The sequence below is a fragment of the Synechococcus sp. OH30 genome, assembly GCF_047462175.1.
Classification (GTDB): Bacteria; Cyanobacteriota; Cyanobacteriia; order Thermostichales; family Thermostichaceae; genus Thermostichus.
The window spans coordinates 35,672-54,205 of record NZ_JANSIP010000006.1 but is presented as its reverse complement, the minus strand read 5'-3'; the positions used below and the strand labels follow the sequence as shown (position 1 = coordinate 54,205).

Sequence of the window (18,534 nt, the reverse complement as noted above, 5' to 3'; positions counted from 1 at the left end):
CTACCTCACCGTTAGCTCCACATCCCCTGTGCTCCTAAGGACGTTGATCCCCACCCCTCCTGCCTGAAGATACAGGCCAATGTCCAGGGATCCCCGCCCCACCTGGATGTTCTCAAGAGTTACATAGGGCAGCCACAGGGGCAGGGTGGGCTGGGTGAGGCGCACCTGCTGGGCCAGCCCGTCGATCTCCAGGCCTAGGCAGGCTTGCAGCAGCAGGAACACACTGGCCGCTGCCCAGGACTGGGGCAGACAGGCCACCGGGTAAAGAGTGGGGCCTTCCCGCTGGCGCCGGCGAAAGCCACAGAACAGCTCCGGCAGCCGCCGCAGCTCTAGAAACTGGCTGGCATCAAACAGGGCCGTCAATACTTGGGCTGCCTCCGCCTTGTAGCCATAGCGGGCCAAACCTGCTGCAATCAGGGCGTTGTCGTGGGGCCAGATGGAGCCGTTGTGGTAGGACATGGGGTTGTAGCGCCCTTCCCCTTCCGCCAGGGTGCGGATGCCCCAGCCGCTGAAAAAAGCGGGCTCCAAAAGTTGCCGCGCGATGCGCTCGGCATGCTGCGGGTGGGCGATCCCGGAAAACAGGCAGTGGCCCATGTTGGAGCTGCGCACACGGCAGGGCTGCTTGCGCCCGTCCAAAGCTAGGACATAGCCGCCCAGCTCCTCGCACCAAAACTGCTCCCAAAACCGCCGCTGCAGTTTCTGGGCCTGCTGGCGCAGTTGCGCTGCTTGCTCGTGCCGCCCCAACAGCTCCGCCATCTCCGCCGCCAACAACTTGGCCTCGTAGGCGTAGCCCTGCACCTCGCACAGGGCTATGGGTGGCTCCGCCAGGGATCCGTCGGCATAGAAGATGGCATCTTCCGAGTCTTTCCAGCCCTGGTTGCGCAGGCCCCGCCGCGCCTTGCCGGCATACTCCAAAAAGCCGTCGCCGTCGGGATCCCCGTAGGTGTCCATCCAGTGGAGAGCTGCCTCGATATTCGGCCACAACTGCCGCAACAGCTCGAGATCCCCACTGCGGCGCACATAGCGCCCTGCTAGCACCACAAACAAAGGAGTGGCGTCGATGCTGCCGAAGTAATTGCCAAAGGGGATCTCGCGCGTCTTGGCCATCTCGCTGTAGCGCTGCTCGTGCAGGATCTTGCCGGGCTCGGCATCGCGGCTGGGATCCACCTCCTGCGCCTGGTGGGCTGCCAGGTACAGCAACACCCCCCGGGCCAAGTCGGGGAACCACCAGAGGGTGGCCAAGGCGGTGATTAGCGCGTCGCGGCCAAAGACCGTGGCAAACCAAGGCACCCCGGCGTGGGGATAGAGCCCATAGGGGGTGCGGGCCAGCATCATCACCAGGTCGTCCCGCGAGGCGTTGAGCCACTCGTTAAACTGGGCGTTGCCGGTATCGATGCGGTGGGCCAGAGCTCTTAGCGCCGCCCGCTGCTCCCGCTCCGCCTGCAGCGCCTCCTGGTAGGTTAAGGGCGGGATCTCCTCGCCGCCATAGCTGCAGACGACCCTCACCTCCAAGTCCCGCTCCTCCTGCGGCGCCAGCGGCACCCACCACTGCGCCAGCTTTTCCGAAACCATGTCCGGAGGAGGGGAAAACAGGATCCGGGTTTGCCGCTCCACCCCGTCCAGGCCGTGGTAGCGCAAGGTTACCCCTTCTGAGCTCACCTGGGCCGGCAGCAGTTGTCCCCGCTTTGTCCGCCGGATGCCGCGAATCTCAAACATATCGGCAAAATCGGCCTCAAAGCGCAGGGTAAGGGGCACGCGGAGCGTCTCCAAACCGTAGTTGTGAAGGTGGATCCGCTCATAGGCCACGTTGTTCCATAAAAAAGTGGTGCGCAGGACGTGCAACGTCTCCTGCTCAATGAACTGCCCCTCCGAGGTGGTGAACTCGGGGTTGGTGAGATCCACCGCCAGAATATCCTTGTCTTCCCGCACCTCCGAGCTGAGCAACAGAAACTGCTTCCCCTGCAAATCCAAGACGAGCCGCGACAAAAAGCGGGTATCGTCGCGGAACAGGCCGTGATCCCGGATGCCGAGGGGGCGCATGTTGCCCAGGCGGTCAAAAATAGCAAAGCAGTTGTCCTGCTTGAGGACATGGGGACGCGCCTCCACCAAGGAAGCGCTGGCGCGGATGTAGTACTGATCCTGAATCTGGATGATGTCTTCGGCCATCTGCGTCTTCCCACCCAACCAAAGGAGCAAAACAGGAGCCCCCAGATAGCCCCAGCTTTACCTGGGCAGGGTTGACAGGCCGGGGGTGGCTTTCTTCGAGCGCTCCTGCCGTTCGTTCACCAATTGGTTGTAAAGAGCTTCGTATTCCGACACCATCCTCTCGACGCTAAACCGCTCCTCAAACGCCTGCCGCACCCCCGCTCGGTCAAGGGATCCCACCTTTTCCAGCGCCTCCACTGCCTCCTCCACCGAGTCAACAATAAAGCCCGAGCGGCGGTCGGCCATCACTTCTGGCACCGAGCCAAAGCGAGTGGCAATCACCGGCGTGCCACAGGCCATCGCTTCAATCATGACTAGCCCAAAGGGTTCCGGCCAGCGGATGGGAAACAGCACTGCATAGGCCTTGCCCAAGAACTCGCTCTTCTCTTGGTCAGTGATTTCCCCCACGATCTCCACATTGGGGTGGCGCCTGGCCAAAGGCTTAATCTCTAACTCGTAGTACTGGCGATCCACGGCGTCAATTTTGATAGCAGCTTTCAGGGGCATCCCTGCCCGCGCGGCAATTTCAATGGCCGTGTCCAGCCCTTTCTCCGGCGAGACCCGGCCCAGAAAAGCCAGGTAATCTCCCTTTTCTGGATAGAAACGGTGGAGATTCAGGGGCAAGCCATGATAGACCGTCCCCACCCAGCGCGCCTGGGGCAGGGGCCGCCGCTGGGCGTTGGAGATGGAGACCACTGGGATGTCCTGAAACTCGGTGTAGAGCGGCTGCAGCTCCGGAATGTCCAGTCGCCCGTGCAGGGTGGCCAAAAAAGAAACTTCAGGGTGGCGGCGGGCCAGGGCGTAGGGGTAGTAGTCAATGTGGCCGTGGATGATGTCAAACTCATTGGCCATCTGAAAGGCTTTCTCCACCATCAGGATGTGGGGAGCCACCGTGTCAATAGCCGTGGGATCCAAGCGCAAAGCCCGCTCCCGAAAAGGGATGAGACGCGCTTGGGTTTGGGAGTCGCCGCTGGCAAATAGAGTCACCTCGTGCCCACGTCGCACCAGCTCTTCAGTTAACCAAGAAACCACCCGCTCCGTACCGCCGTAGAGCTTGGGGGGCACGCTCTCGTGCAACGGGGCAATCTGGGCAATGCGCATCGTTATCCTCCCAACTAAGTAAGTAGCCGTCCAGGGTGGTTGGTGTTTCTGAGCGCTGACCCTGGCCCTACAGTTTTGTGAATTTTCTTGCTGCGGCTAAAGCAGGATAAAAAACAGGATAAAGTAAGGGAGCCCGCCAGAGCCAGGCCTAACCCCCTAGGCCAGCTGGTTAAGCTTGCTGCAGGGGTTGCGAAAATTCCCCAAATCTGCTCGATCTTTTCCAGGTCCAGCAAGCGAGGAGCCTCGGCAGCATCCTCAGCGGCCTCGAGGGGCAGAGGGCTGGCCGTTGGGTTGAGGCTCTTCCCTCTGCCGACTTGAACAGCTGCTGCCCTGCAGGCACTCCAGATCCACTGCAAAGAACTGTCTCCGCTGGTTAGGTGGGTCTAGGGCTAGGTGTTGGCGTAGGCGGAAAGCTGGGACGAGGGGAAGGGCTGGGCGAAGGCGACACGGAGGGAAAAGGATTGGGCGTGCCGGTCGGGGTTGGCGCCACGGGCGGCGGCAGTACCCGCAAGGGGGCTTTGGCGGAGGCAATGCGGCCTTGGCTGTCTGCTACCATGGCCGTAACCTCGTAATCTCCAGGGGGGGCAGAGGCCGGAATGGTGATGGGAAGGGTGCCGATGCAGGTTCTGCTGTTGGGCTGGCAGCCGGCGGCAGCGGCGGTGAAATCAAACGTGAGGGTGAGAGAGTTCTGTCGGATTTCCACCCGGAAGCTGATGCCGCTGCCCAAACCCGCAGGAGTTGTAACGGCCACCAAGACATTGAAGGGTACCATCTGTCGGGCGTCCGTCAGGGCCACCACGGCAATCGAAGGTGGCTCTGCTGAGAAAGGTGTGGTGGGGGAAGGACTGGGGCTGGGGAAAGGATTCCAGAGTGGAGTGGGGGTCGGGGTGAGCGAAGGCGTCGGGAGAGGACTGGGGACGAGAAAAGGCGTGGGCGTTGGCGCCACAACCGTTACTGGCACAGGAGTAATGGTGACTGAGGGTTGCTCGCGGCCATCTTCTTGGCAGGCCACCAGTGACAACGACAGAAAGGCGGCTACACTGGCTTTCATCCAAGAGACCGCTAGCGCCCAACTGCGGCGAAATCCAGAGGACGGCTGTTTCATGGGCTTTAGCTCCTCACAACACAAGCTTGGGGGTTTTGTTAGGAAAACCGAGTCTCGGCAGTGTTCAACTCAAAACCCGCACAGTCCTGCTCCCTTGACGGCGAAAGCAGAATCTCGCAGGTGCTCCTAACACTATAGATAGAGCCTCATCTTTTCGCAAACACTATGAGTGGCTCCTGCTGCGGATCCGCCCTGGCGGCGGGATCTCAAGAGCGCTCGGGTTAGCCCCGCACTGCATGGGTGAACTGTGATTACTCCAGAGCCAATCAGGGTCGGGATGAAAGCCGTTCGTGCCACAATTGAGGAGAGCAAGTTCACTCTCTAGAGAGTTTCCCGCGGTGGGTTGCACGGTGGCATCACGCTGAGACCTCTGGACCAACAAGTCGGTGAAGCAGGAAGCCGTACTCTATTCGCGCAGCGTGGCGCAAGCCATGTTGACTCGACGAAGAGGAGTGTTGGGAGTCGTTAGCAAGACGAGAATCCATGGCAGCGAAGGTGGGAGCAGAACCATCGCCAGCTCAGGAAGGGGCGCAAGAGCGGCCTGCCGAATCCTGGAACAACCAGGAAGGGCCCAAAGAGGCCTGCGGAGTATTTGGCATTCTGGCTCCAGGGGAGGAGGTGGCTAGGCTGGCCTACTTTGGGCTATTTGCCCTCCAGCATCGTGGCCAGGAATCGGCGGGCATTGCCACCTTTGAGGGAGCCTTTTGCCGGGTTCACAAGGCAATGGGGTTGGTCTCGCAGGTTTTTGATGAGGTCAACCTAGCCCAGTTAACGGGTGAGTTGGCAGTAGGCCACACCCGCTACTCCACGACTGGATCCAGCCGCATGGCCAATGCTCAGCCGGTGATTGTGGAAACCCGCTTGGGGCCCCTAGCTTTGGCTCACAATGGGAACTTGGTCAATGCCGAAGAGCTGCGCAAAGAACTGGAAGCTGCCGAGTGCCACCTCACCGGTAGCACTGATTCGGAGTGCATTGCCCACGCCATTGCCCAAGCGGTGAACCAAGGTCAAGACTGGGTGGGAGCCACCTGTCAGGCTTTGCGGCGCTGCCGCGGGGCTTTCAGTTTGGTTATCGGTACGCCAGAAGGCCTGATGGGGGCGCGGGATCCCTATGGCGTGCGCCCGCTGGTGTTGGGGTTTTTGAGCAGCAACCCTGCCCTAGAGGAGCTGCTGCAGCCGGAGATGGCAGGGATCCTCTGCAGCGACGGCACGTTCAACCCCCCTGAAGCCCGGCCGCTGCACTACGTGTTGGCCTCAGAAACCTGTGCTTTGGATATCATCGGGGCGGATTATCTGCGCCAGGTGGAGCCGGGGGAGCTGGTGTGGATTGACCGTCAAGGGCTGCAATCCCTGCGCTGGGCGGAGCCCAACCCCAAACTGTGCATCTTTGAGATGATCTACTTTGCCCGCCCCGACAGTTGCATGCATGGAGAGAGCCTCTATTCCTACCGCGTGCGGCTGGGGGAACAACTGGCCAAAGAAGCCCCGGCGGAAGCTGACTGGGTAATAGCAGTGCCTGATTCCGGCACACCGGCAGCCATTGGCTATGCCCGCCAGTTGGGGATCCCCTACACCGAGGGGCTAATTAAAAACCGCTACGTGGGCCGCACCTTTATCCAACCCACCCAGTCGATGCGGGAGCGGGGCATTCGTATGAAGCTCAACCCCCTCGAAGACGTGCTGCGGGGGAAGCGGATTGTGATTGTAGACGACTCAATTGTGCGGGGCACCACCAGCCAAAAGATCGTCAAGGCCCTGCGCCAGGCGGGGGCCACCGAGGTTCACATGCGCATCTCCAGCCCGCCGGTTACCCATCCCTGCTTCTACGGCATTGACACCGACAGCCAAGATCAGTTGATTGCCGCCAAGTATTCGGTGGCAGAAATTGCTGAGAAGATTGGGGTGGACTCACTGGCCTACTTGAGTTGGGAAGGCATGCTGGCCGCCACAGGCCAGGATCCCAATTCCTTCTGCTCTGCTTGCTTTACCGGTCACTACCCCATTCCCGTTCCTGAAGGGCTGAAGCGCTCCAAGCTGGCTCTGGAGACGGCAGCCAGCCGCAAGGATCGCTAGCAAATGCTGGAGAGTCTGCAGAGGGGTCTGAGAGCACGTTATGACCTTGCGCCTGCGACAACTAGGGGATCCCATCCTAGGGCAAGTAGCCAACCCAGTGACAGAGTTCAGAACGCCGGCCTTGCAGGATCTCGTAGAAGGCATGTTGGCTACCCTGAAGGAGGCCCAGGGGGTGGGCTTGGCTGCTCCTCAGGTGGGATCCCCCCTCCAGGTCATCATTGTGGCCTCCCGCCCCAACCCTCGCTATCCCGACGCACCCCAAATGGAGCCGGTGGTCATGGTTAACCCCCGTCCCTTGGCCTTGAGCCAGGAGCAGGTGCTGGGGTGGGAAGGTTGCCTGAGCGTACCCAACTGCCGTGGCCTAGTGGCCCGCGCCCGCGAGGTGGAGGTGGAGTATTACACTCCAGAAGGTGTCCAGCAGAGGGTAACTTGGCAGGGCTTCCCAGCAAGGATTTTCCAGCACGAATACGATCACCTCTTGGGCCAGTTGTTCCTAGATCGGCAGCCGCAGCAAGTGCTGACTGAAGCCGAGTATCAAGCCCAAATTCTGGGGCGGGAGTACACCTTGCCCTAGCTGAGGCGTCTAGCCACCCTAGGCTAGGCTGGGGCTATCAAATCCCATGGGCGGCGCTTTTGTTGTCCAGCCAGGGGAAGCCGACCTAGCCCAAGAAAACTGGGTTCGCCCCACTGCTGCGCGGTTTGGTCGGCGGCCAGAGAGATAGCTAGGCCGCTACCTTCCGCACTGCTTCCAGCCGCCCCAGAGCCCAGCCTCGCCGATGCAATAGCGCAAAAGAGGTCAGTAAATCCGGTCCCTGCAGCTCCCCTGTCAAAGCAGCCCGCAGGCTTTTCATGAGCAAGCCCTTTTTCATCCCCTGGCTTTGAGCCACCTGCTCCACCAGCGGCTGTAGGCTGTCGGCAGTAACTGGCTGGGGCAGCTCGGCGGTGGCCAACGCAGATGCTGTGGCGGCCATCGCCTCTACGACTCCTGGCAAGCGCAACTGTTCCAGGGCAGGCAGGCTGTAGCTAAGGGGCTCTACAAACAAGAAGCGACTCAGGGGAGGGGCCTCCGCCAGGCGGTCGATACCCTCAGCCACCAGGCAGGCCACATCCTCCAGCCAGGTGGGATCGGGCACCGATGTCAGATCAAATCCCGCCGCCTGCCAAAAGGGGGTAAGTCGCTCCACCAACTCCGCTGGCGAAAGCCGCTTGATGTACTGGCTGTTGATCCAGTTCAGCTTGTCCCAATCAAAACGAGCAGCGGCCCGGTTGACCCGGTCGAAGTCAAACATCGTAGCCGCCTTTTCCAACGGGAAAATCTCTTCCCCATCCGGGGGAGACCAACTGAGCAAAGCCAGGTAATTTTTGAGGGCCTCTGGCAAAAAGCCCATTTGCTGAAACTCGGTTACCGATGTGGCTCCATCCCGCTTGGAGAGCTTCTTCCCTTCTTGGTTCAGGATCAAGGGAGAATGGGCAAATTGCGGCGGTTCATGCCCCAGTGCGCGGTAGAGCAAGATCTGCTTGGGGGTGTTGCCAATGTGGTCTTCGCCGCGGATGACGTGGGTGATGCCCATGTCAATATCGTCGACCACCACTGCCAAGTTGTAGAGAGGGTAGCCATCTGCCCGCGCAATTACCATGTCCCCCCCTAAGTCCTGGGTGTTCCAGGTAATGGGGCCACGGATGAGATCCACCCACGACACCTCCATCGGCTCCTCAATCTTAAATCGGATCACCGGCTGCCGCCCCTCGGCCTCGTAGGCCCGTCGCTGCTCCTCCGTGAGAAAACGGTGGCGGTTGTCGTAGCGGGGGGCTTTGCCGGCGGCCTTCTGGGCAGCCCGCATTGCTTCCAGCTCCTCCTCAGTGACGTAGCAGCGGTAGGCCAACCCCCGCTCCAAAAGCTGCTGCACCACTTCCCGGTAGCGCGCGATGCGGTTGGACTGGTAGATAGGCCCTTCGTCCCAGTCCAGTCCCAGCCAGGCCAGCCCCGCTAGGATGTTACGGGTGTAGCGGGGGGAAGAGCGCTCGCGGTCCGTGTCTTCGATGCGCAAAATGAACTGGCCACCGTGGCGGCGAGCGTAGAGCCAGTTGAACACCGCCGTCCGGGCAGTGCCGATGTGCAAGTTGCCAGTTGGGCTAGGGGCAAGACGAACGCGAACACTCACAGGCAACAGCTCCCGAACAGAGCATCCCGATCCTAGTCGGCAAGGGGATCCCTTGTCACGTTGGGATCCGCAAGCGGTTGCCAGTTGGCGCATTTTGGGTAGAATCCGCCTTAGCTGCCGGTCAAGAGGTAGGCTCCTCAGGGGTAAAAGTTGGTGGGCAAAGCCCAGATCCTGCTTTTTCCGGTGTTGAGGAACAAGCTGTAGCGTAGGAGGAACCACAGCCCATGCGTCTGACCTTGGCAATTGTTCTGGGCTATCTGGCTGCCGGGATCCCGGTTGGATCGGCTTTTGCCCAAATTGCCTACCCTTCTTATCCGGTGGGGGAGGCTCTAGATCGAATCTTGCTGGATACGGGCAAGGAGGCCGATCCAGTCATTTTCCCTGAGGAAGTGGTGCGCTCCCAGGCCCAGCAAGTTACCGCCTTCTTCACCACTTTGCTGAACCAGCGCACCAACATCCCGCCCTTGCGCTCGCTGGATTTGCCCAGCCCCTATCAAGCCTCGGTTCGCACCCAGGCCGGCTACTATCGCGTCACCCAGACAGAGCCTGTTTTAGACTCCGAGCTCCTCCGCTAGTCAAGGCAGATCCCAGCCTGCCCTGTTGCAAATTTGCGTTTTCGGCCAGGGGGCGTCGGGCCGAGAGGCTAAGATCGGCTTGTAGTGTTTCAGGCTACCTATGTCTGCCCGATCCAAAGTAGAAGCCAGGGATCCCCGCCAATTCACTGCAGCCGATGTGGCGGCCATTGCAGAGCGGCTGGAGCGCAACGAGTACCCTAACGTCTTTGACTGCTTAGAAGATTGGCACACCCTGCGGGCTATTGCCTTTTACTCTCCCGAGCTGGTGGCTCCCTACGCCCACCTGTTGGAGTGGGAAGTGGATGAGGACTAGATTTGCTCAGAAAGAATCCCCCCTCCTCAAGTAGAAGGGGGAGAGGAAGTCTGCGAATAAGATAGCGCACTTCTTCGAGGAGAACGTTAAACCTCTGGTCATTCTCGATCTGACGCTGGTTGATGGCCTGGATGGCGCGTTCGTGCTCTTGTTGCAATGCAGTAAGAGTGATGAGAGCTTGAGTTACTTCCTCAGCCCATTCAGCCAAGTGTGCTAAATCTGAGCGGGTCTCGCGGACAACTTCCTGTAAGTCTCTCAAACCTTGCGCCTGGGCCATATTTTGCTCGTGGCTTTCTCGGATGGCCTGGCGTAGCTCTTGGATCTCGCGGCTGTTGGCCGCAATCTGCTCGGCTGCCTGAGCTAGGAGTTGTTCTGCTCGATCTAAGCGGTCTTGGCTGTTCATTCTGAAACCCTCGGATACCCACTGGGGGAACTACAGACCCATCCCTGCCAATGTGTCGATCACTTGCTCCAGGATCAGGGTGAGGTTGGGGTGAGAGGTTTCAAATAGGGCCAGCGCTTCCCCAATGCGATCTTTGCGCCCTTGGTTTTGTTGGCCCTTGCTTGGGGATCCCAGCTCGGCCAGCACCGCCTCTACCTCCTGGCGAATAGCGGCAATGTGCTGCCGCTGCTTTTCATCCAAGCCAGGGGTTTTTTGCAGCTCAACATCCAGGTCATGCAGCAGTTGTCGCAGTTTCGAGGCAGCCATTCTCAAAAAGACCTTATTAAAATCGAGTTTTGACCACGCTGACTCAATCATACGCCCTGTGGGCAGGAGCGGGGATCCCTCTTTTGGGAGCGGCTGAGGCGGCAAAGGTTAACTTTTGCAGCCGGGGATCCCAGCCTTGGAGCAACTCCCATAGGATGGGCAATAGCCTTGCTGTCTATCCCTATGTCTGAGCTGGCATTGGCCCTGCTGGGGACAGTGGTTGCCGTTGCCCTGTTCCTGGGAATTTTTGTCTGGGAACAAAGACGCAGCCAGGAGCTGCTGCAGCAGTGGGCGGCAAAGCATGGCTACTCCATTGTGAGCCGGGAGCCGCGGTATTGGCGGCTGGGGCCTTTTTCCGGCAGCACTTCCATGTATCAACGGTATCAACGCGTGTTTTATGTGCGGATACACAATCCGGGGGGCAAGAACGCAGCGGCTGGGTGAGGTTAGGGAACTGGTGGCTGGGGCTTTTGTCAGATCAGGTGGAGGAACGGTGGGAGTAGGCTGGGGTTAACGACTGAAAGGGGGAAGCAATGGACAGGCTCAAGGGGTGGAAAAGGCTGAAGGGGGTGGCCTGGCTGGGCGTGGTACTGGCGCTGGCACTGTTGGGTTGGAACGCAATCGCTGGAGGCGGGGCAATGGCCAGTCCCGGTGAGGGATCCCGAACCTTGACGGTAACCGGCCAGGGATCTGTTGCAGTGGAAACCTCCATTGCCGTAATCCGGCTGGGGGTGGTGCTTCAAGGGGAGACAGCCCAAGCGGTCCAGCAACAGGTGGCCGAGCGCTCGGAACGCCTGGTGAACCGCCTCAAAGAGCTGCAGGTGAGCGCCCTGCAGACTACCGGCATTTCTCTCTATCCCCAATACGACTACCAGCAGAGCCCACCCCGCCTGACTGGGGTACGGGGGCAAAACAGCCTGCAATTTGAAGTACCCATAGCCCGAGCCGGAGAGGTGCTGGATGAAGCCGTGGCGGCTGGAGCCACCCAGGTGGAATCGGTCAGCTTCCAAGCGGATGAGGCCACCTTGTTGCAGGCACGCAGCCGTGCCCTGACCCAAGCCGTGGAAGATGCCCAACGTCAAGCCAGCGATGTGTTGAAGGCCTTGAACCTGAGCATCCGTTCTGTGGAGGGCATCCAGGTTCACAGCGATAGCTATGTTGCACCCCTGCTCCCTCTAGCAGGCAGCGGTGGAGCCGAGTACGCTCGTCTACAGGCAGCCTCCACGCCAGTGGAAGGAGGGCGGCAGACAGTGCGTGCCCAAGTTACCCTTGAGATCCGCTACTAGCTGCTCCCCTGCGCTTCTGGATCTGAGGACGTTAGAGGGATCCCTTAAGGGACTAGAGTGGACAGACGGATTTCAGGAAGCACCCAGTTACTGGGCCTGATCGGGGATCCGGTGGCCCACAGCCTATCCCCGGCAATGCACAACGCCGCTTTGGCGGCCATGGGAGAAGACTACTGCTATGTGCCCTTTCCGGTGGCGGCAGAGCGCTTGGCGGTGGCGGTGGCCGGGCTGGCGGCCATCGGGGTGCGGGGGTTTAACGTCACCATTCCCCACAAGCAGGCGATTCTGCCTTTGCTCAGCCAGGTGGAAGCGCGGGCGGCAAAGGTGGGAGCAGTAAACACGGTCTACGCCTTGCCGGAGGGAGGCTGGGGCGGCACCAACACCGATATCGACGGCTTTGTTCAGCCTTTGCGGGGCTTGGAAAAGGGGATCCCGACCCTGATCCTGGGCTGTGGCGGGGCGGCGCGGGCGGCCATCCAGGGCTGTTTGGAGTTGGAGTTGGGGCCAGTACGGGTGGCCGGGCGATCCCCTGAGAAGTTACAGGCTTTGCAACAGACCTGGCCGCAGGTGGAAACGCTGAGCTGGGCCGAGCTGGATCGCCACTTGCCCGAGACTTCCCTTGTGGTCAACACCACCCCCGTGGGCATGTACAAGCCGGGATCCCCTGCCGAGCTGTCTCCCCTTAGCCGGGAGCAGCTGCACCTTCTGCCCGCCGGCGCCGTTGTCTACGATCTCATCTATGTACCGGATCCCACTCCCCTGCTGCGGATGGCCGCAGAGTTAGGCCATACCCCCATCAGTGGCCTGGAGATGCTGATCCACCAGGGGGCCAAGGCCCTCTCCCTCTGGCTGGGGGGCAAGCCTGTGCCGGTGGAGGTGATGCGGCAGGCGGCCCGGCAGCAGTTGGCCCAGATTGAGGCAGATAGGGCAAGGCATCCCAAGCCCCAGCTCTCCTCTCCAAGTTGAGCGCAATTGGCTGGGGGCGGGAACAATTGCCTCGGGCCTGCCGATCTCTAGGGGGAGATAGAGCTAAAGCAATTCTCGATGGGGTTAAGGGTGTTAAGGTTGCCGAGGCGGCAGCGGAAATGGCTTGTAGGTGTGCTTGGCGCACTGATGTGGCTGGGATCCGGAATTGCCGCCCAGGCCCAATTCCCTAGGTTTGGCCATTCTCTTTTCCCGGACTCCGGTTCCGCGCTTCAGGGCAGCGAGAACCAGACAGGATCCCTGTCTGCTCCTCAGCTCGATGCCTTCTGCCGGCAACCCCCTGAGGAAGTGGAGCGCAAGGCTCAACTGCGCCAGCGGGCCACCCAGTCAGAGGCCGCTTGGGCCGAATACACCCAAGTCTTAGCCGAACATCGCGCTGCCTTGATGGCCTGCCGCAGCCGCCGTTGGCCGCAAATCCAAGCCATTTGGGTGCGCTTGCATCCCTGTGATGCCAAGCCGGGCGTACTGGATCAGGTGTTTGACCAAGTGGTGAACCTGGGCTACAACCGCGTTTTTATCGAGACGCTTCACGATGGCCGCGCCGTTCTGCCCGATGGAGCGGGCGGGATCTGGCCCAGCCTGCAGCCCAATGCTGATTTGTTGGATTTGGCTTTCAAGGCGGCGCGACGGCGGGGGCTATCGGCCTATGCCTGGGTGTTTTCCCTCAATTTCGGCTACAGCTACGGGCTTCTCCCAGATCGCCAGAAAGTTCTGGCCCGCAACGGCCGTGGCCTCACCACCGTCTTGGATCCGGCGACAGCCCTTGCGGAAGATTTGGGCAGCCCGGATGAGGTGTTTGTGGATCCCTTCCATCCCGTGGCGCGACGGGATTTTGCCGAGCTAATCCGCCGCATCCTGCAGCGGCAGCCGGATGGGATCCTCTTCGACTACATTCGCTATCCGCGCGGCTCTGGGGGATCCAGTGTGGCAGCCACTGTTCGGGATCTGTGGATCCATGGGGAGGCGGCCCGGCAAGCCTACCTGGATTTGGCAGAAAACCCGGCGGGCCGAGCCTTGCTGGAGCGTTACCTCAGCCAGGGCTATATTACTGTGGCGGATGTTCTCCATCTGGATGCCACCTATGCCGAAGAGCCCCGGTGGCGCCAGCCAGGGAATCCCAAGCCTAGCGCAAGCAGGGAGCGGCCGCTTTCTCCAGAACTAAGGGACGGGATGGCCCAAAGCAGAGCAGCTGGGAATGGGGATTCCACCCCTGCTGATTTAGAAGGTGATTCAGGGAATAGCGGTTTAGAGAATTTGGCGGCTCCCCGTCCAGAAGCAGCGCCGCCGGATCCCACGCCCACCCCTAGCGCCGCTCTCCGACAGGAGCGCTGGCAAGAGCAGCTCTGGCAGCTCAGCGTCGAGTTTGCCCGCCATGGGATCCTCGATTACCTACGGCAAGCTGCCCAACCGGCCCAAAGCCTTGGGATCCCGACCGGGGCCGTCTTTTTCCCCGAGGGCAATCTGGAGGTAGGAGAGGGGTTTGATGCCCGTCTCCAGCCTTGGGATCGCTTTGATCCCGGCATGGAGTGGCACCCGATGGCCTATGCCAAGTGCGAGGCTAGCTCCTGTGTAGTGCAGCAAGTGGAGCGAGTCTTGGCTGTGGCTTCTCCTCAAACCTTTGTGTGTCCGGCTATTGCCGGCCTGTGGGGACAAGCGCAGCGAAAACGGCCCAGCTTGGAAATTCAGATGGCAGAACTAGCCCGCCGCTTCCCCCAGTTGCCCTGCGTGAGTCACTTTTCCCTCTCCTGGATTGAACCGGAGCTGGAGCACAGCCGTCGCACTTGTCAGCTCTAAGGCTGGCCAGCATGCAGGGCGCTTGTTGAGGGAGTACTGTAGAGGGCTTGCTATGGCTCCTGGGCCTCAGGATCAGCCGACTTCACCAACTGCTGCAAGCAGTTTAGAACCTGGGCTTCAACAGCGGCGTCGTAGAGCCGCAAAGTTAGGCGAGGTACCCGCAAGGAAGCGGTAATTCGCCCTGCCGGCAGATCCAACCACACCAGTTGCTTTTGAAAACAGCGGCAGGTGGCCCCTATCTCCTGCGCCAGCTCTTCCACCTCCGGCCAGCTCAGGCAGCGCGGCAGCAGCAGGTCTGTGGCCCAGCCCCTTCCACACTCTCGCCGCCTCAGGATGCGCACCTGCATGGATCCCTAAATCCGCTCGGCGTAGAACTCACACCAGGGATCCCCTTTCTCTCTGGCTTTGGTCTCCTTCCCGTGAAACAGCCCACCCCGCTGGAAGAGGCGGTTGTAGAAGACTTGATCCAGAATCGGCTTCTGCTGAATGTTGCCGTTGTAAACCAGGTTCATCAGCGCCGGCACCGCCCCTTGGGCAAAATAGCAGCTCGGATAGTCTGCCCGTGGGTAGGAAGCCAAAAAGTAGTTGGTCTCGTAGTTGCCGTCAATAGCCACCCGGCAGGAATGATCGCTCACCACCTCCAAAGCCTGCCAACGACCGAACCCCAAGCTGCTGGCTACAGCATAGGCCCCGTGGATCCAGTCGGTATCCTTTTCCAGCATTGGCCCCACAAGGGTTTCCCACTCCAGGGACTCCATGATGTTGCCCAAGGTGTAGAAGACACAGACATGGCCCGATTCGCGAATTAGATCCTCTGCCACCTGCTGCAGACCGGGTTGCACTGCTTTCAGCTCTTCCAAAAAGCGGTACTGGATGCGGTTGTAGTAATTGGCAGGCATGCGCGTGAGCAGCACGTTGAAGGCGCGAATCTGCCCCCGTTTATCTCCTGCCAAAGGCAGGCTCCACAGAGCTTCGTTGACCGCGTCATAGTCCACCGCTGTTATCGGCTTGGGCAGATCGGCTGGACGTTCAATGAGCTTGCCCATGCCGGGGCTAGGAACCAAAGTCTGAGGCCGTGGCAGCCGAGTAGCCTGGATCAGGCAGCGATCCTTGCGCGTAACCGCCATGCACTCCGTTTCCTCTGCCGTGTAGCTGCCCAGCTCGCCAAAAGTGGCATCCAGCGCCGCCGCCACATAGCCCACGGCTAGATGATCGATGGGGCGGGTGCGGTTAGCCTGATCCCCGTACTTGCTCAGCCAGCCTTCTGCGTAGTGGGAGTGGGTGAGCTGGGCTTCGCCACCGCTGGGGCTGGCCTGCAGCTCCAGTCGCCCCAAGCCGAGAAAGCCGAACAACTGGCACGCCACCGCCAGCCGCTCTGCTGCCTGCTGCACTCCCAAGGTTTTAAAAGCGCCCTGGAGCAAGCTGTAGAAAATCTCCTGAGCTGCCGTGCGCAGGATGCTCACCCCATCAATCCAGTCGGGATCCTCAATGGTCTGCTGCAGAAATAGGTTGTAGTGGTGGCAGTGGAAAATTACCGGCTCGCCGAAGAGAGAAATTAGCTTGCGAGCGCGGTCAAGGCGTAAATGCTCCAACATAGATGGCCTGAGCTCGAGGGGATAGGAAGGGAGAACAGTTAACGACTCCCACAACCTTAGCCTTCTTTAGCTAGGCAAGGCAATCGGCAGATGTTCTCTGCCCAAAAGATCGGCCACCGCTTTGTAGAGAATGCGCAGCTCCTGTCGGTTCAGGGTGCCTTTTTCAAGGCGGTTGCGGTCAATGCCCGTTTTCAAAGACAGGCGCAGGGCGACAAAGTTGGGATCCGGAGCGTAGCGCTTGGCGTAGCTAATCAAAGCCTGAGCAGTGGATAGAGTGTCGTCTTGAACAGGGGGCAGCAGTGGTTTGCCGTCGATGAGGATGGCCTTAATCCGGTCTGAAATCGCCTTGAGGTCGGTGATGGAACGGGTCAGAAACAAAACAAAGTAGGGGCTTTTGGGAAAGGCTTTGATGACAACCCGCAACGCCGGAGTACCTGCCAAAAGGTAGTCCGCCTCTTGGCCGGGGCTAACGGTTTGACAAAGGCGGCTATTGGCCTGCAACAAGTCGCCGGCGTAGGTGCCTAAACGTTCTAGGGCTTGCTCCTCTTGGGAGTCGCTGGCATAGGTTACTTTGGCTACTGTGGCACCGTCAGTGACCCGCCCTATCAAGACGGCAATGAGGCCAGGGAGTCCAGCAATATGCTGCTCAATTACACTTTGCAGGGTGCGGACAGCCATGCTCTCCTCTGAGGTTAAGACTAGGTTATCCCCTTATTGTAGCGATTAGGAAGCCTAACCTACGAATATTTACCGATGTTAACGAAGCTCCCCGAGGAGGCTCAGCCCTCGCGCCACGGATCCCAGTTCTCATGAAATTTGCCTTCCAGAATGGCCTGGCGCATTCTTTGGGTGTAGCGCACGAGCTCCGTGATGTTGTGGATGGAAAGCAGAGTGTAGCCCAGGAGCTCTTGGGCGCGGATGAGGTGGCATAAATAGGCGCGGCTGAAGTGGCGGCAGGTGTAGCAGGGGCAGTCGGGATCGATGGGATCCAGGCTGCGGCGGTGTTCGGCATTCTTGATGTTCCAGCGTTGGCCGCGGCTGATCACGGTGCCGTGGCGGGCATAGCGCGTGGGAATGACACAGTCAAACAAGTCCACGCCGGCAGCCACTGCCGCCCGCATCTCGGCATAGGTGCCCACCCCCATGAGATAACGGGGGCGATCGGCTGGCAAGAGGGGGGCTGTTTGTCGCACCACCGCGTGCATTAGCTCCACCGGCTCTCCTACGCTGACGCCGCCGATGGCATAGCCGGGTAGATCCAGCCGACAGACTTCTTCCGCTGCCTGCCGACGCAGCTCCGGGTAAACCCCCCCCTGAACAATGCCAAACAAAGCCTGGTCGGAGCGACGGTGGGCTTCCACGCAGCGCTTCAGCCATTGAGTAGTCCGCCGCACCGCTGCCGCCACCGCCTCAGGGCTGGCAGGATAGGGGGGACACTCGTCAAAAGCCATGATGATGTCTGCCCCCAAAGCATTTTGGATCTGGATGGAGAGCTCAGGAGTGAAGTGAATAATTCGCCCATCGTAAGGCGAGCGAAACGTTACCCCTTCCTCGTCGATTTGGCGGATGGCGCTGAGGCTAAAAACTTGAAAGCCGCCTGAATCCGTGAGGATGGGACCGGGCCAGCCCATGAAGCGGTGCAGGCCCCCCGCCGCTTGAATGATCTCTTCGCCGGGGCGTAGGTGCAGATGATAGGTGTTGCTGAGGATAATGTGGGCGCCGGTCTCCTTGAGTTGAGCAGGCGTGAGGGTTTTCACATTGGCCAGCGTTCCCACCGGCATAAAGCAGGGGGTCGGGATCTCGCCATGGGGGGTAATGAAATAACCCGCCCGCGCCTGTGTGTTGGGGCAGGTGCCCTCGCAAACAAAAGTAAAAGCCGCCAAGGTCAGCGCTCTGGATCCATTGCGTGCGCAGCCGAGCTTAGCATAAGATCCCCTTCTAAACCCCCCCAGCCCTTGACAGGGATCCCCTTTCTTGGGCATGCTTATAGATCGCTGCGGAACTGGCGGAATGGTAGACGCGCTAGATTCAGGTTCTAGTGGCAGCAATGCCATCGGGGTTCAAGTCCCCGGTTCCGCATTTCTTTGGATTGGTCGCTACCTACCCCATTACCTCAACGTAGAGTACCTCAATGCAGAGCAAGCTCTAAAAGAATCTTGCTTGGCTGCGGAACTCCTGTGAGGTTAGAGAGTCAGCTCTTTTTCAATTTGGGAGAGCTTGATACGAGCAAGAGCCAAGTTGCCTTTCTCTCGATCCAAAGCCAGATAGAAAAATAGCCCAGGTATGTGCTTAATTAGATACATCAGGTGATACTGAGTCTCCAGAATAATAAGTATCTCTTCGATTCTGTCGGTGAGCTTAAGAGACTCTGCAGCTCGCATCTTGGCGCGGATCACCTCGGTGTTTCCGGCAATGGCCAGCTCCAGGTTAGCTTCGGGAAAGGCAGGGCTGTTGGTGCCCTTAAACCCCAGACACATTCCGGTCTTCCAGTCCCCCAAAGCGATGCCCAGTGCTCCGTCAATGGTGAGAGCCTTCACCAGACTGTCTTGAAGCTTGTTCATAAGGCTGCCCTACCCCCAAAAGCCTGATCCTGAAGTCTGTCCGACCATCATAAGTCTCTAATCGGAAAGTT

Annotated in this window: 18 protein-coding genes and 1 tRNA gene; 9 read left to right on the top strand and 10 right to left on the bottom strand. The window is 59.9% G+C overall.

Annotated elements, in window-relative coordinates; genetic code table 11:
- The 3 genes from NW830_RS08190 to NW830_RS08180 all read right to left on the bottom strand — a co-directional run bounded on the left by NW830_RS08190 (position 1) and on the right by NW830_RS08180 (position 4,411).
- Positions 1–2,166: a glycogen debranching N-terminal domain-containing protein gene (locus tag NW830_RS08190; RefSeq protein WP_414361723.1), complete on the bottom strand. Its 2,166-nt coding sequence runs from the start codon at positions 2,164–2,166 to the stop codon at positions 1–3.
- A 57-nt stretch (positions 2,167–2,223) separates the two neighbouring features.
- Complete coding sequence (locus NW830_RS08185) at positions 2,224–3,306, bottom strand: glycosyltransferase family 4 protein (protein WP_414361724.1); 1,083 nt, start codon at positions 3,304–3,306, stop codon at positions 2,224–2,226.
- A 373-nt stretch (positions 3,307–3,679) separates the two neighbouring features.
- Positions 3,680–4,411, bottom strand: a complete 732-nt coding sequence (locus tag NW830_RS08180; protein WP_414361725.1) for a hypothetical protein — start codon at positions 4,409–4,411, stop codon at positions 3,680–3,682.
- A 483-nt stretch (positions 4,412–4,894) separates the two neighbouring features.
- On the opposite strand from NW830_RS08180, the gene purF reads away from it, so the two are divergent.
- Both purF and def read left to right on the top strand, forming a co-directional pair.
- Entirely contained in the window at positions 4,895–6,484 is a 1,590-nt protein-coding gene (gene purF, locus NW830_RS08175) for an amidophosphoribosyltransferase (RefSeq protein WP_414404661.1), read from the top strand.
- Between the two features lie 40 nt (positions 6,485–6,524).
- Positions 6,525–7,058 carry a peptide deformylase gene (gene def, locus NW830_RS08170; RefSeq protein ID WP_414361727.1) on the top strand — a complete coding sequence of 178 codons (534 nt, stop codon included), beginning with the start codon at positions 6,525–6,527 and terminating at the stop codon, positions 7,056–7,058.
- Between the two features lie 148 nt (positions 7,059–7,206).
- Here the strand turns inward: def and gltX are convergent, their stop codons facing one another.
- Entirely contained in the window at positions 7,207–8,646 is a 1,440-nt protein-coding gene (gene gltX / locus NW830_RS08165) for a glutamate--tRNA ligase (RefSeq protein WP_414361729.1), read from the bottom strand.
- A 224-nt stretch (positions 8,647–8,870) separates the two neighbouring features.
- Between gltX and NW830_RS08160 the strand changes: the two genes are divergently transcribed.
- Positions 8,871–9,221: a hypothetical protein gene (locus NW830_RS08160; RefSeq protein ID WP_414361731.1), complete on the top strand. Its 351-nt coding sequence runs from the start codon at positions 8,871–8,873 to the stop codon at positions 9,219–9,221.
- A gap of 100 nt (positions 9,222–9,321) precedes the next feature.
- On the top strand, positions 9,322–9,534 hold the full coding sequence (locus NW830_RS08155; protein WP_414361733.1) for a DUF2555 domain-containing protein: 213 nt from the start codon (positions 9,322–9,324) through the stop codon (positions 9,532–9,534).
- A gap of 433 nt (positions 9,535–9,967) precedes the next feature.
- Here NW830_RS08155 and NW830_RS08150 read toward each other — a convergent pair whose 3' ends face one another.
- Complete coding sequence (locus NW830_RS08150) at positions 9,968–10,243, bottom strand: DUF4404 family protein (protein ID WP_414361735.1); 276 nt, start codon at positions 10,241–10,243, stop codon at positions 9,968–9,970.
- A 183-nt stretch (positions 10,244–10,426) separates the two neighbouring features.
- On the opposite strand from NW830_RS08150, the gene NW830_RS08145 reads away from it, so the two are divergent.
- The 4 genes from NW830_RS08145 (at position 10,427) to NW830_RS08130 (ending at position 14,307) form a co-directional block, all read left to right on the top strand.
- Positions 10,427–10,687: a hypothetical protein gene (locus tag NW830_RS08145; protein ID WP_414361737.1), complete on the top strand. Its 261-nt coding sequence runs from the start codon at positions 10,427–10,429 to the stop codon at positions 10,685–10,687.
- Positions 10,688–10,881: 194 nt separating this feature from the next.
- Positions 10,882–11,529 carry an SIMPL domain-containing protein gene (locus NW830_RS08140; RefSeq protein WP_414361739.1) on the top strand — a complete coding sequence of 216 codons (648 nt, stop codon included), beginning with the start codon at positions 10,882–10,884 and terminating at the stop codon, positions 11,527–11,529.
- Positions 11,530–11,586: 57 nt separating this feature from the next.
- Positions 11,587–12,495: a shikimate dehydrogenase gene (locus NW830_RS08135; protein ID WP_414361740.1), complete on the top strand. Its 909-nt coding sequence runs from the start codon at positions 11,587–11,589 to the stop codon at positions 12,493–12,495.
- Positions 12,496–12,627: 132 nt separating this feature from the next.
- Positions 12,628–14,307 carry a hypothetical protein gene (locus tag NW830_RS08130; protein ID WP_414361742.1) on the top strand — a complete coding sequence of 560 codons (1,680 nt, stop codon included), beginning with the start codon at positions 12,628–12,630 and terminating at the stop codon, positions 14,305–14,307.
- A 50-nt stretch (positions 14,308–14,357) separates the two neighbouring features.
- Here NW830_RS08130 and NW830_RS08125 read toward each other — a convergent pair whose 3' ends face one another.
- From NW830_RS08125 to tgt, 4 genes are all read right to left on the bottom strand, one after another.
- Complete coding sequence (locus NW830_RS08125) at positions 14,358–14,654, bottom strand: hypothetical protein (RefSeq protein ID WP_414361744.1); 297 nt, start codon at positions 14,652–14,654, stop codon at positions 14,358–14,360.
- 6 nt (positions 14,655–14,660) lie between these two features.
- Positions 14,661–15,902 (bottom strand): hypothetical protein, encoded by a 1,242-nt coding sequence (locus NW830_RS08120; protein WP_414361746.1) that lies wholly within the window; start codon positions 15,900–15,902, stop codon positions 14,661–14,663.
- A gap of 66 nt (positions 15,903–15,968) precedes the next feature.
- The gene (locus NW830_RS08115) at positions 15,969–16,580 is read right to left on the bottom strand and encodes a hypothetical protein (RefSeq protein ID WP_414361748.1); all 612 of its coding nucleotides are present in this window, start codon (positions 16,578–16,580) and stop codon (positions 15,969–15,971) included.
- A gap of 101 nt (positions 16,581–16,681) precedes the next feature.
- Positions 16,682–17,785 carry a tRNA guanosine(34) transglycosylase Tgt gene (gene tgt, locus NW830_RS08110; RefSeq protein ID WP_414361750.1) on the bottom strand — a complete coding sequence of 368 codons (1,104 nt, stop codon included), beginning with the start codon at positions 17,783–17,785 and terminating at the stop codon, positions 16,682–16,684.
- A gap of 113 nt (positions 17,786–17,898) precedes the next feature.
- Here tgt and NW830_RS08105 point away from each other — a divergent pair.
- Positions 17,899–17,981 (top strand) — tRNA-Leu (locus NW830_RS08105).
- A 104-nt stretch (positions 17,982–18,085) separates the two neighbouring features.
- Here the strand turns inward: NW830_RS08105 and NW830_RS08100 are convergent.
- Entirely contained in the window at positions 18,086–18,463 is a 378-nt protein-coding gene (locus tag NW830_RS08100) for a hypothetical protein (RefSeq protein WP_414361752.1), read from the bottom strand.
- Positions 18,464–18,534 lie beyond the last annotated feature (71 nt).

Bases quoted from the DNA above. Each gene is read 5' to 3' on its own strand.
- NW830_RS08190 (WP_414361723.1), bottom strand. From the start codon at position 2,166: ATGGCCGAAGACATCATCCAGATTCAGGATCAGTACTACATCCGCGCC.
- NW830_RS08185 (WP_414361724.1), bottom strand. From the start codon at position 3,306: ATGCGCATTGCCCAGATTGCCCCGTTGCACGAGAGCGTGCCCCCCAAG.
- NW830_RS08180 (WP_414361725.1), bottom strand. From the start codon at position 4,411: ATGAAACAGCCGTCCTCTGGATTTCGCCGCAGTTGGGCGCTAGCGGTC.
- purF (WP_414404661.1), top strand. From the start codon at position 4,895: ATGGCAGCGAAGGTGGGAGCAGAACCATCGCCAGCTCAGGAAGGGGCG.
- def (WP_414361727.1), top strand. From the start codon at position 6,525: ATGACCTTGCGCCTGCGACAACTAGGGGATCCCATCCTAGGGCAAGTA.
- NW830_RS08160 (WP_414361731.1), top strand. From the start codon at position 8,871: ATGCGTCTGACCTTGGCAATTGTTCTGGGCTATCTGGCTGCCGGGATC.
- NW830_RS08155 (WP_414361733.1), top strand. From the start codon at position 9,322: ATGTCTGCCCGATCCAAAGTAGAAGCCAGGGATCCCCGCCAATTCACT.
- NW830_RS08150 (WP_414361735.1), bottom strand. From the start codon at position 10,243: ATGGCTGCCTCGAAACTGCGACAACTGCTGCATGACCTGGATGTTGAG.
- NW830_RS08145 (WP_414361737.1), top strand. From the start codon at position 10,427: ATGTCTGAGCTGGCATTGGCCCTGCTGGGGACAGTGGTTGCCGTTGCC.
- NW830_RS08140 (WP_414361739.1), top strand. From the start codon at position 10,882: ATGGCCAGTCCCGGTGAGGGATCCCGAACCTTGACGGTAACCGGCCAG.
- NW830_RS08125 (WP_414361744.1), bottom strand. From the start codon at position 14,654: ATGCAGGTGCGCATCCTGAGGCGGCGAGAGTGTGGAAGGGGCTGGGCC.
- NW830_RS08120 (WP_414361746.1), bottom strand. From the start codon at position 15,902: ATGTTGGAGCATTTACGCCTTGACCGCGCTCGCAAGCTAATTTCTCTC.
- NW830_RS08115 (WP_414361748.1), bottom strand. From the start codon at position 16,580: ATGGCTGTCCGCACCCTGCAAAGTGTAATTGAGCAGCATATTGCTGGA.
- NW830_RS08100 (WP_414361752.1), bottom strand. From the start codon at position 18,463: ATGAACAAGCTTCAAGACAGTCTGGTGAAGGCTCTCACCATTGACGGA.